Genomic DNA, 12,314 nt, shown 5'->3' on the forward strand with positions numbered 1-12,314 from the left:
CCGCAAACTGCAGCCCACTTTAACAGCAGAATTCATTTCTGCCTGTTCCTTGTAACGTAAGACGGACGCCGGAGCCTACTCATCATGTTCGGTCCGGAGCTCAGAAGCCCATTCACACTGTTTCCCGCACCGGCTTGCACCAACCGCCGGCTCTCTTTAGCATTTCACAGTGTTACTCTTCTTCTTCAACGCTTTGTTATTTGACTGATTATTATCATAATACAATCAATTTAAAATATCAACCCTTTCGGAAAGGATTTTTCCATTCCATGAGAGCTGCACAGTTTTTGGATTCCTCATCATCCAGGTAATCGCGCAGAACGCCGACGGGCACGCGGCCGGCACGCATCAAAAACGTAACGACTGTGTCATAAATCTCTCCGGAGATGACTTTTTGTAGATACTGCTCCGGAGTGAGCGTATCTGCATAAAGATGATAGCCGGGCATCCGTCCGCCGCCAAGCAGCCGTTCAAGATTTAAGTGAACAACGGTTTGGTACATGGCCTCGACCATTTTTTTCGCGAGGCCCAGCTTTCGAAAGGCCGGCTTGACGCAAATATCGACAACATACAGCGTATTGCCGTCTGGATTATGATTACGGATATATCCATTGTCCGTTACCTTTTCCCACGAATGTGTATCGCCGGGCTCGTATTGAATGATCAATGCGGTCATCGAACCGGCTATCTCTCCTTCGATCTCGACACAAAGTGCTCCTTCTGGAAAAAGGTCAACATGATTTTGCAATTGCTCGGTATTCCACCATAGCTCCGGCGGGAATGGCGGCGGAAAAGCCGCTTTTTGCACATCAAGCAGTCCGTTAAAGTCCTGCTTCGTATAATTACGAAGAATGGCTTTTATCGGCTTTTTATCCTGAAACGCAAAATATTCCTGGTAATAGGTCAATCCTGATCCCACCAATCTGGATATAAGTCTGTCCGCCGGTCACGCCATGTAGTAACGGACCCTCTTTTGCGTACTTCGTACAAAAGCGCTAAATCCAGATCAGCTGTAATAATCATATCATCATTCATAATCCCTTCTGCGACAATTCCGCCCGGCGGGAATGGAATGTCGTTCGGTGAAATTACGACCGCCTGCCCGACATTCGACCGCATTAAGTCAACCGTTGGCAGTGAGCCGACCGTGCCGGCGCCGACCACATAAATTTGGTTTTCAACCGCCCGGGCGTGGCTCGTATAGCGGACACGGTGAAAACCGTGCATGTCATCTGTACAAGACGGGCAAAAAATCACATCTGCACCCTTCGCTTTTGCCATGCGGACTACTTCAGGAAATTCAATATCATAGCAGGTCAGGATGGCAATCGTTCCTTTTTCCGTTTCGAAAATGCGGAACGTTTCACCCTGCTGCATATTCCAGCCTTCTACTTCGGCCGGTGTAATATGCAATTTCGACTGCATTTGATACGAACCGTCCGGATAAAACAAATACGCCGTATTTTGAATGCCGCCTTTCCATTCTGTTACGTGCGTGCCGCCGATAATATGGACGTCATATTCTTTGGCAAAACCTGAAAACAGCCGCTCATACCTTTCTGTAAACAGCGGCAGATCGGTAATCTTAAGCGCTTCACCCGTTTTCTCATCGCCAATGGACAAAAGCTGTGTTGTAAAAAACTCCGGAAATAGGATAAATTCTGCTTCAAATTCCATCGCTGTTTTTATGTAGTGTTCGCATTGTTTTGCAAATTCATCAAATGAATCAATAGTGTGCAGGTGATACTGCACGGCTGATACTCTCATTTTCATGCTCGTCGCCCCTTTCGTCTTTTTCTACGGTAGTAGAAATGGGCGTTTTTTGCAAGAAAAAAAGACGGCTCGAAAGCCGTCACAAGTCGGATGTTCAATTCATACTCATAAGAGGGGGTTAATGAGAATGAATCTCAATTTCAATTATAAAGTGTTTTATGAAAATGTCAACTCCTTTGTCTGCCCTTTTTCATGCAAAAAAACCGGCGAAACGCTCCGCCGGTTTTTTACTGCCACACTGGGCCATTTGCTTCTACATTTAACTGTAAAACATCACAATCCGAAAACTGCTCCCGGAATGCCGCCGCAATGCTTTCACCTTTGCCGCGCGGGGCAAGTGTCAGCACGGTTGGACCTGCACCGCTGATCACCGTTGCGTACGCATCCAATGATTTCGCCAGTGTACGTGCCGGATGAAATTCTTTAATGAGTTCGGCACGGTACGGCTCATGAAAAACATCCCGCTCCATCATACGTCCTGCTGTTTCATAATCATGCTGCATAAAAGCCGCAACAAGCATATTGGAAACCGCACTCGCTAAAACCGCATCTTTCCGGCTGAACGAATCCGGCAGCGCATTACGAGCATCCTCGGTTTTCAGCTCATACGGCGGCACAAGTGCAACCAGGTCTACGTCTGGTGCAGGAAGTGTTAATAGTTCGGCATGCTCGCCAAGGGACACGCCGCATACCATTCCGCCAAACAAAGACGCACCAATATTATCAGGATGCCCTTCAAATTGATCGCCAATGTTTAATTTTTCTTCATCTGATAACCCCAGGTTTGCAAAACGGTCTGCAATTTCAATACCTGCCGCAATTGCTGCTGCACTGCTTCCAAGCCCGCGTGCAAGCGGAATTTCACTTTTCAGCACAGCTTCTACCGGTGTCATCTCGACGCCGCGCAGGGCGGCTGTTTTCTTCGCTACGACCGCAATTAAATGGCGGCCATCTTCCGGAAGACCGGCAAGCAGATCGGATTCGTGGGAGAATGCCCACTCCTCCGCCTGCTTGACGTCCACCGTTAAATAAAGGTTAAAAGCCAGGCCGATCGAGTCAAATCCAGGCCCTAAATTGGCCGTTGATGCCGGCACTTTCAAAGAGCCGGAAAACATCATGCTTCGACCACTCCACGGATAAAGTTGAACACCGCTTCTTCATTGTTTGGCAGAACTGTTGGTTTTTTCTCGATTTGAGAAATCGCTGTTTGCGGATCTTTCAAGCCGTTTCCAGTCAGTACAGCGACAATGTTTGCTCCCTGCTCGATTTCACCTGATTTTACGTGTTTGATGATACCAGCGATAGAAGCATTTGAAGCAGGCTCAGCGAAAATTCCTTCTTCGCGCGTCATCATTTCATACGCTTCTAGAATTTCTGCATCTGTTACAAAATCGATTTTACCGCCAGATTCATCACGCGCTGCTTCTGCAAATTTCCAGCTGGCCGGGTTACCGATACGGATTGCCGTTGCGACTGTTTCCGGCTGTGCAATTGGTGCACCCTGAACGATCGCTGCCGCTCCTTCAGCTTCAAATCCGTGCATGCGTGGAAGGCCTGTGCCGAATTTTTCATTGTATTCTTTAAAGCCTTTCCAGTATGCCGTAATATTGCCGGCATTTCCAACTGGAATCGCTAAAACGTCCGGTGCTTGTCCAAGCTGGTCGCATACTTCAAACGCAGCTGTTTTTTGCCCTTCGATCCGGTACGGGTTTACTGAGTTTACAAGAGTAATCGGTGATTTCTCACTGATACTGCGGACCATCGCCAGTGCTTCGTCGAAGTTTCCTTCAATCGCAACAATTTCTGCTCCGTACATCATGGCCTGCGCTAATTTACCAAGAGCAATTTTGCCATCCGGAATAACCACGATTGTTTTCATTCCAGCGCGGGATGCATAAGCAGCTGCTGCCGCTGATGTATTCCCTGTTGACGCGCAGATGACAGTGTTGCTTCCTTCTTCTTTTGCTTTGGCTACAGCCATAACCATACCGCGGTCTTTAAAGGAGCCGGTCGGGTTGGCACCTTCTACTTTAACATGAATGTTCACACCTAATTTTTTAGAAATGTTCACAAGTGGAATAAGCGGTGTGTTTCCTTCCATTAATGAAAGTGCCGGTGTATTTTCGGTAACCGGTAAGAATTCTTTGTACTGATGTAATAAACCTTCCCATTTTGCCATGATTATGCTCCTTCTCCTTCAACGCGGTAGAAACTTTCAATTGAACGAACAACCGCCAAATCTTTAATTTGTTCCTGCATTTTTTGGTAGCTTTCATGTGATGCTTTATGTGTCACAATTACAATTTCAGCTACGCCTTCTTCTTCAAGCGGCAGCTGAAGAATTTTTTCGAAGCTGATGCCGTTGGCTGAAAACAGCTTTGTAAGCTCAGAAAACGCGCCTACTTCATCCTGTACGTGAAGACGAACAAAGTATTTTGCAAACTTTTCTTCTGATGATTTCAGCTGCTTTTCAAATTGCGGTACTGTAATGCTTTTTCCGTTAACACCAAGTCTCATATTGGTAATAACGGCAACCAGGTCACTTACGATTGAGGTTGCTGTTGGAAGTCCGCCGGCCCCTGGTCCGTAGAACATTGTTTCACCGACTGCATCTCCGTATACGTAAACGGCATTATACTCATCATTTACCGATGCGAGCGGGTGATTGTTTGATAGGAACGTTGGCTGCACGCTCACTTCAGCTCCGCCGTTTTGCTGATCTGCATATCCAATTAGTTTCATTGTATAGCCTAGTGTCTGGCCGTGCTTTAAATCGCTGTCTGATACTTTTGAGATGCCGCTCACACCTACGTCTTCAAGTTCAATATCCATTGAGAAAGCAAGGCGTGCTAGAATCGCCATTTTACGTGCGGCATCAAGCCCTTCTACGTCAGAAGTCGGATCTGCTTCTGCAAAGCCAAGATCCTGTGCTTCTTGAAGTGCGGCTTCATAAGACATGCCTTCTTTGTTCATTTTCGTCAGGATAAAGTTCGTTGTACCGTTCACGATTCCCATCATCGTTCTAATTTTATCAGAAGCAAGTCCGTCTGCAAGACCACGGATAATTGGAATACCGCCGGCTACACTTGCTTCGTAGTAAAAGTCACAGCCGTTTTCAGCCGCTGCTTTCATCAGCTCTGATCCGTACAGCGCGACAAGGTCTTTGTTGGCAGTGACCACATGTTTTTTCTGATGAAATGCATCAAGCAGCAATTTTCTCGTTTCATCTACGCCGCCCATTACTTCCACGATCACATCTACGTTCGGATCGTTAATCACTTCATATGGATCAAGTGTGAGGGACTCTTTTGGCAATTCTACTTCACGTTTTTTCTCTACGTTTTTAACCAATACTTTTGTTACTTCAACCGAGCAGCCAACGCGGTGAGCAAGCTGCTCCTGATGATCCTGAATCATCTTGACAACGCCTGTGCCGACTGTCCCAAGACCGAGTAATCCTACCTTTACATTCTCCTTCATCCTAAACGTCACCTCAACTATGTATTTTTCTGATGTACATTTGTTTTTGTATAGTAGACATTATATCGGTCTTTCGAGTGGAATACAACCCTCTCTTTTGGAAAATTAAACGGAATTGTTTTTTTAATAAAATAATATTTTCATACTATTCTTATATTATAGAAAACAACCGCTTGTTTCAAGCGGTTGTCGTGTTTTTCGGCGAAGCACTTTTCATATCCACTGCAATCGAGAGCGGGCATGCTCCGCAATTCGCAAAGCGGGCATTCTCTATCGTTACATAATCCGCTCTGTTGTCGCCGCCAAATACTTTCAGCGCAGCCCCGGCCGTCGCAAAGTCACGCATCTCTATGTCCCGAATATACACATATTTTGCTTTATATTGAATCCCCGCGACAGGCAGATTTTGATAATCATAAGCCGGATCACCGACTGCACGCAGTCCGTTTACGACAACATGCCGGTAAGCGGACACAGTCAAAACACGCGGCTTTGATACAGTATACAGCTCTGTGTAAACAGGCCGAATGGAAACGATACGTGTGGCAGTAATAAAGCGGGCTGTTTTAGAATCCGGGTCTTCTGCTGTATGATGGCCGATATGCCGGAAATTAAATGACCGGTTATCATTCTCAGACAGGTGGCCGATAATATGAACATTCGCTGCTGCTGAACTTGTTGCATGGGCTTTAATTTCAACGCCGCCGAAGCAGCGGGCCGACACATTATTAATGAGCCAGACGGTGCGTGAGCCGTCGTCAACTTCAAAGCCATTCGAATTGGAAACGCCTTTTTTATGACTTCGTCCCGACGGGTCACACATAAAGCAATTAGAAATCAAAATATAGTCACTATGGTGAGTCGTAACCCCGTCATCCCCAAAGCCAGAACCCGTACATCCGTCAATCCAGACAAAACGGCTTCCGCCCCGGGCACGGTGTCCGTCTCCTGAATAATCATATAACGTTGAAGACACATCATAGCAATGAAGGCCGGGATTGACGGCATCACAGTTTCGTATCCAGCCGTAGGCTACATTCGCAAAGGTTACACAGCTTGAGCGGTTATTGCCGCTTGCTGACTTTTCCTCCGGATGCAGCCGTTCAAGCGACCAATCGAGCGTCATGCCTTCTATTAATATGTGATGGTTGCCTTTGACATGATTTTCATTTGTGATCACAAAGCTTCTTTTTGGCGCCGTATCTCGCAGCTTTAAAATCGTTTTGCCTGCTCCAGCCCCCTTGACGATGGTATTGGACGGCACATGCAGTTCGTCTACAATGTACGTGCCTTCTGAGAGTTTAACGGTTTTGCCCCCTCCGGCCAGAGCTGCTTGAATATCTTCTCCCGGCTTTACGTAAACGGTATGGGCTGCCCGTTCTTCAAGTATTCCGTATTCCCGGTCTAATACCGGTTTCCAGTCCGGATAGGCGCCTGTCTCATCAACAAGCGTGTGATGAAGTTTCAGCGGCTCTTCACCTCTGGTCCATAACCGTTTAAGCCGATCGAACAGCGATCTTCTTTCTTCTGTCGGCTTCCACTCTGCCGCTGAAGCGAAAAAAAGTGCATCTGTTTCCCGGACGGCTTCTGACAGCGGGACACTGCCTTTAAAATAGGATTCAATGAGCTGGGCATTTTTTCTCGGATCATGGTTTCTTTTAAGAGACATTTCTTTTATCCTTTCTATTTGAATTTTGCACATTTTGTTATTAGAAAAAATCAAATGTAAAGGTTTGTTCTTCAAATGGCTGGCCTGGTTTAAAAGTCCGTTCTGTCCAAACTGCCCTCTTACGGCTGTTTACTTCAAGAACCGTGGAGCAGCGTGTGCCGTAGTTGGCACTTTCAATAAAAATAGAAGACAGCAGCCGTTCCCACTCGAGAGATACACCGGTATTTGGAAGGTCTTCGTCCGCCGCTGCCCTTCCATCCTGCAGCATCGAAAACAGCTTCTCTTTGCTGTCCATTGATTGGGCCATTTTTTTCTTGATTCTCACGGTTTTCGGCCACGGCGTATTTAAAAAGGCATTGCTGATCGCATGAATCCCCGGCGGCAGCCGAAATGGATGGCTTCCGGAGCGGCTGCTGTACACCCATAATGCTTCAGCCGTACCGGCAATCACATTAAAACCCGGATAACGATTTCTTTCCCGGTCAAGTTCTTTCAAAAACAACTCTGTTTCCAGATGGCTTTCTAAGAACGATCGGACAATATGGCCGCGTGATTTCTTTTCTTCTCCCTCTTCCCCCGGGTCGCGGTAATTGGTGAGTGCGCAAAAGCGCCCGGTTTTAGAAATCCCCATCCAGGTCCCGCCCCTTTCTACATCACGGCCAGCTAGTATAGGCGCATCTTCCCACCAGTGAGAAGGCAGGGCAGGACGCTCCCAAAACTCATCCCGGTTTGCTGCTACAATGAGTGGTTTATCCCTGTTCACCTGATGAGCAATGGCAATTAAACACATGCACTTTCCTCATTTCCTTTTTCTTCATTATACGCAGGAGTGTTACAATAGAACAAACAAGGGAAGAAACGGATGTGAACTGCATGTACAAATTTGTGATGCCGGAAGTGATTTTTGGAAGCGGATCCATTTCACAGGCAGGTGAAAGCTGCCAGCGGCTTGGTGCCCGTCATGTTCTTGTCGTAACAGACCGCGGCGTCGTGGACGCCGGCTGGGCAGAACCTGTAATAGCGAGCTGTCAAAACGCAGGACTTGCAGCTGTTTTATTTGATGAGGTATCTGTAAATCCAACCGATGCCGAAGCGGCTGCCTGTGCCCGTATTTATAAAGAGCATGGGTGTGATGCCATTATGTGCGTAGGAGGCGGAAGTCCGATTGATGTGGGAAAAGCAGCAGCCGCTCTTGTAACAAACGGAGGGCATATTCGAGATTATGAGGGAGTGGACCGCATCCTGCATCCTCTTCCCCCGCTTGTGATGATACCAACAACTGCGGGTTCCGGATCAGAAGTTTCTCAATTTTCCGTCATTGTAGACAGTGAACGCCAGAAAAAAATGACGATTGTCTCGAAGTCGCTCGTTCCCGATATTGCCCTGATCGATCCGGACGTTCTGGCCACCAAAAGTGCGCGCCTGACCGCAACCACGGGCCTTGATGTGATTACGCATGCGATTGAATCTTATGTGAGTATGGCGGCTACTCCCATGACAGATGTGCAGGCGAAAAATGCTCTGTTTCTTGCATCTCAGTTCTTGCGCCCGTCCGTTGCTTCAAAATACAGCAAAGAAGCAAAAGAAAAAATGGCGATGGCCAGTCTCCAGGCAGGGCTTGCTTTTTCCAATGCCATCCTCGGCGCCGCCCATGCGATGAGCCACACGATCGGCGGCCGCTATCCGTTTTTGCATGGTGATATTAACGCCGTTCTGCTCCCGCACGTGATGGAATTTAATTTAATTGCCTGCCCGAAAAAGTTTCGGGAGATGGCCGTTTTAATGGGAGAAGACGTAACCGGACTTTCTGATATCGCCGCCGGCGAAAGGGCCATCCAGTCCGTTCGAAAGCTTGCCGTTGATATTGGGGCTCCGCTTTCTCTTTCAGAGATGGGATTTGAAGAAAAAGCCATCGCGGAAATGAGTGAAATTGCCCTGACGGACGCCTGTATGATTACCAATCCACGCGATATTTCAGCGGAGGAAGTCGCCGCTCTGTTAAGAAGGGCCCTGTCATGAACCGGCCTGATATGATCCGGCTGCTGACGGGCGTCCAATCATCCAAACGGAATTATTACACAGAGTTAAAGCGGACCGTTGACGAGCTGCAAAAGAAAAACAGCCAGCTTGAAGTCATCAATGAGATGATGCGCAGCTTTAATGTTGATATGTCCGTTCAAACAATGCTGAAGCATACGCAGGAAAAGCTGGAGAAAGTATATCGGATTGACCGGCTCAGCCTGGCTGTCTGGGAGGATGGCTCGCTTCGAATAGCCGATGTATACCCGGAACAAGCCGCTTTTTTGCCGGGAGAAACGGCTTTTCCGGCTGATGGCTCGCTTTATTCAGAAGTGTTTTTAACCGGGCAGGATATTCTTTATGTCCCAAGTGATGCAGATTCCTTTTTTGAATGTGAAGCGTTTCAAGTGCTCTCGCTTCGCTCTGTCTGGCTGTTCCCGCTCAGAAGCCGCGGCGTGATAACCGGCGTCATCGGGCTTGCCTCACGTGAACCGGCAGCTTTCTGTCAGGAGGACCGGGCTTTTTTCAGTCATTTATCCGGACAAATCGCCGTTTGTATTGAAAATGCCCGGCTTTACCATGAGGTGCTGCTCAGCAAGTCCAGATGGGAATCGACTTTTCGCGCGGTAGCGGACTCTATTGTCATAACCGACTTGAACGGAACTATTTTAACGAAAAATGACAGTGCCGCTGCGAACTGGCCCCAGGCCAAAAGCGTCTTCGCTTTTTTGGCAGCAGAGCTTTTTGAACAAACCGTTCAGGAAGTAAAACCCCATATGGAGGAAGTATCGATCGGAAGCCAGGTGTTTGAATGTGCTCTTTATCCGCTGCTTGATGATGGACAAATAGATGGTGTGATCGTGTATTTAAAAAATATTACGGAAAAACAGCTGATGCAGGCACAAATTATTCATTCTGGCCAGCTGGCGGCAATCGGCGAAATGGCTGCGGGCGTAGCCCATGAATTAAACAATCCGTTAACCGCGATTATTGGCAATACCCAGCTTTTACTTCGGCTTTCCACAAGTGAAACCAAGCCGCTTCTTACAGACATCGAAGAATGCGGCAAACGGTGCCGGGCGATTATCCGCAGCCTTCTTGCTTTTTCCCGCCAGGAACCTGCTTCTTTTATTCCCTGCTCCTTAAATGATGCCTTGTATGAAGCATTGCGTCTGACCGGCCGGCAAATGGAAAAACAGCGGATCGAATTAACGGTTGAGCTGGCTGAAGAGCTGCCGCTTATTGACGGAAGCATTCAGCAGCTCAGTCAAATCGCTGTTAATCTGCTCCTAAATGCGAAGGACGCCTGTTTAGAAAAAGAAACGGCGAAACAAGTGTCTGTCTGGACTGAGTTCGATAAGCACTCGGTTTATATGCGGGTGGCAGATAATGGCTGTGGCATCCCGGCCCAAAAACTGGATGACATTTTCCATCCGTTTTTCACCACTAAATCCGCCCATCAAGGAACCGGGCTCGGGTTATCCGTGAGCCTTGGCATTGCCGAATCACACGGCGGAACGTTAACAGTGACAAGCAGGCAGCATGAGGGCAGCACATTTACGCTGGCCATTCCAAGAAGAAAGGGGATATAAACAGCATGGCTCACATATTGATTGTCGATGATGAGCAGGAAATCGGCCGTTTTTTAACGAGGCTTTTTCAAATGAAAGGCATGGAGGTGACGTATGCAGGAAGCGGTGCTGCTTTTGACCAGCTTTCCCGCCTTGACCAGTTCGATGTAGCTTTTTTAGATGTGAGGCTGCCCGATCGGAATGGCCTTGAGCTTTTAAAAGAACTGAAAAAGCGAGCTCCGCTCTGCAAAGCCGTTATCATGACGGGCTACAGCACTGTCAGGATGGCAGTAGAAGCCATCCAGCTTGGTGCAGAAGATTTTTTGGAAAAACCGTTTGAACATATTGAAGCCCTAGAGGAGCTGCTTGATAAGTTAACGGCACAAAAAGAGGAAGAAGATTACATACAAGCTGCACTGGCTGCCGGTGCTTTTTTAGGAACAAGTCCTGACATGCATGATTTGTACCGCCTCGCTTTTAAACTCGCTGCCAAACAGATTACCATTTTAATTGAAGGAGAAACCGGCACCGGCAAAGAAGTGCTGGCCCGCTTTCTGCATCAATCCGGCAGCCGGGCTGAGGCACCTTTTATCGGTGTGAACTGCGGGGCCATTTCCGAGTCACTGCTTGAAAGTGAGTTGTTTGGCCATACAAAAGGCGCTTTTACCGGGGCCGCCTCCGACCGGGCGGGATACGTGGAGACGGCGGGAAGCGGAACGCTGTTTTTAGATGAAATTGCCGAAGCCTCCCTTGCGACGCAAGTAAAGCTGCTGCGCGTACTGGAAACAGGCGAATTTTTTAAAATTGGCGACCCGGCACCAAAGCGTACAAATGCCCGCATCATTGCCGCGAGCCACACGAATTTAGAGCAAGCGGTGGCAGACGGCGCTTTCCGGGAAGATTTGCTGTACAGGCTCGACGTTGTGAAACTACTGATCCCTCCGCTGCGTAAACGGCAGTCAGATATTCCGCTTCTTATCGAAGCATACAAACAAAAACAACGCCTCCCTTTTTCTTTTTCACCAGAAGCGATGGAGGTATGCATGCGGTATAACTGGCCCGGCAATATGCGCGAGCTGGCGAATCTTCTGCAGCGTTTGGCGGCGCTTTATCCAGAGGAGCCGTTTGTTACGCCAGAGATGCTACCTCAAAAAATGACAAAAACGCTTTCTTCGAAAAGACTGGCTGCGGTCCCCGCGCCGTCATTCGACCAGGAATGGCGCCGGTTTTCTGATTACATAGCCCATTTATATGCGGGAAACGAGCCCATTTCGCTTGATGAACTAATACAGGAAATGAAAGGGATGGAAAAAAGATTGGCTGAAGCGTTTATCCAAAAAACGCTCCGGGAGACGGCCGGAAGCCGGGCACAGACCGCTGAGCGGCTCGGTATTTCCAAACGGAAAATCCGCTATTATTTAAATGAAACGTAACATTGTCAATGGCTCAGCAGCCAAAATCACGAAAGCCTTCACTATCGAAAACGGGCAGAAGACTTTTCGGGAAACACCGCTTCTTAAAAAGAGCCGATAGGGAAGCCGGCCGGACTTCGCTTTCCGCGGGCAGTGCGGGAGCCTCCTCGGCGCACGCGCCTGCGGGGTCTCCCGACTCACTGTGCATCCCGCAGGAGTCTTCGTCCGGCCGGCTTCCCCAGGTGTTTTAAAAGAGCAGCAAAGAGGGCATCTCCATATATTATTCTTGCCGCTTTGGTGATTGTATCTGTCAGACTGTACAGTTTTGTCCAACCGCACAGGCAGCGGGTGTGCGGCGAAGACTCCTATGGGACGAGCGGGCCTGCTGAG

At 48.2% G+C, this 12,314-nt stretch carries 10 protein-coding genes and 1 other annotated feature (1 of these 11 only partly in view); of the genes, 3 read left to right on the plus strand and 7 right to left on the minus strand.

From position 1 onward, the window contains the following. Nucleotides 1-198: a binding site (T-box leader), on the minus strand; it reaches 36 nt to the left of the window's first position. Nucleotides 199-238: 40 nt separating this feature from the next. From RG959_RS00350 to RG959_RS00380, 7 genes are all read right to left on the minus strand, one after another. Next, complete coding sequence (locus tag RG959_RS00350) at nt 239-907, minus strand: GNAT family N-acetyltransferase (protein WP_342795513.1); 669 nt, start codon at nt 905-907, stop codon at nt 239-241. Further along, a complete protein-coding gene (locus RG959_RS00355) occupies nt 904-1,773 on the minus strand; it encodes a carbon-nitrogen hydrolase family protein (protein ID WP_342795514.1) in 870 nt (289 codons plus the stop codon). Before RG959_RS00355 ends, RG959_RS00350 begins: the two co-directional genes overlap by 4 nt. Nucleotides 1,774-2,000: 227 nt before the next feature. Further along, nucleotides 2,001-2,891 carry a homoserine kinase gene (thrB, locus tag RG959_RS00360; protein ID WP_342795515.1) on the minus strand — a complete coding sequence of 297 codons (891 nt, stop codon included), beginning with the start codon at nt 2,889-2,891 and terminating at the stop codon, nt 2,001-2,003. Next, nucleotides 2,888-3,952: a threonine synthase gene (thrC, locus tag RG959_RS00365; RefSeq protein ID WP_251270766.1), complete on the minus strand. Its 1,065-nt coding sequence runs from the start codon at nt 3,950-3,952 to the stop codon at nt 2,888-2,890. Before thrC ends, thrB begins: the two co-directional genes overlap by 4 nt. 2 nt (nt 3,953-3,954) lie before the next feature. After that, nucleotides 3,955-5,253 carry a homoserine dehydrogenase gene (locus tag RG959_RS00370; RefSeq protein ID WP_342795516.1) on the minus strand — a complete coding sequence of 433 codons (1,299 nt, stop codon included), beginning with the start codon at nt 5,251-5,253 and terminating at the stop codon, nt 3,955-3,957. Nucleotides 5,254-5,431: 178 nt separating this feature from the next. Then, complete coding sequence (locus tag RG959_RS00375; RefSeq protein ID WP_342795517.1) at nt 5,432-6,922, minus strand: glycosyl hydrolase family 28-related protein; 1,491 nt, start codon at nt 6,920-6,922, stop codon at nt 5,432-5,434. 40 nt (nt 6,923-6,962) lie between these two features. Continuing rightward, the gene (locus RG959_RS00380) at nt 6,963-7,712 is read right to left on the minus strand and encodes an NRDE family protein (protein ID WP_342795518.1); all 750 of its coding nucleotides are present in this window, start codon (nt 7,710-7,712) and stop codon (nt 6,963-6,965) included. A gap of 83 nt (nt 7,713-7,795) precedes the next feature. On the opposite strand from RG959_RS00380, the gene RG959_RS00385 reads away from it, so the two are divergent. From RG959_RS00385 to RG959_RS00395, 3 genes are read left to right on the plus strand one after another with little or no spacing between them, the layout of a single operon-like run. Further along, nucleotides 7,796-8,941 carry an iron-containing alcohol dehydrogenase gene (locus tag RG959_RS00385; RefSeq protein WP_483298834.1) on the plus strand — a complete coding sequence of 382 codons (1,146 nt, stop codon included), beginning with the start codon at nt 7,796-7,798 and terminating at the stop codon, nt 8,939-8,941. Beyond that, the gene (locus tag RG959_RS00390) at nt 8,938-10,533 is read left to right on the plus strand and encodes a GAF domain-containing sensor histidine kinase (RefSeq protein ID WP_342795520.1); all 1,596 of its coding nucleotides are present in this window, start codon (nt 8,938-8,940) and stop codon (nt 10,531-10,533) included. The genes RG959_RS00385 and RG959_RS00390 overlap by 4 nt, the downstream gene beginning before the upstream one ends. Before the next feature lie 5 nt (nt 10,534-10,538). Continuing rightward, nucleotides 10,539-11,945 carry a sigma-54-dependent transcriptional regulator gene (locus RG959_RS00395; protein ID WP_342795521.1) on the plus strand — a complete coding sequence of 469 codons (1,407 nt, stop codon included), beginning with the start codon at nt 10,539-10,541 and terminating at the stop codon, nt 11,943-11,945. The last annotated feature ends 369 nt before the right edge of the window (nt 11,946-12,314 follow it).

The organism is Domibacillus sp. 8LH, from assembly GCF_038806185.1.
GTDB lineage: Bacteria > Bacillota > Bacilli > Bacillales > Domibacillaceae > Domibacillus > Domibacillus indicus_A.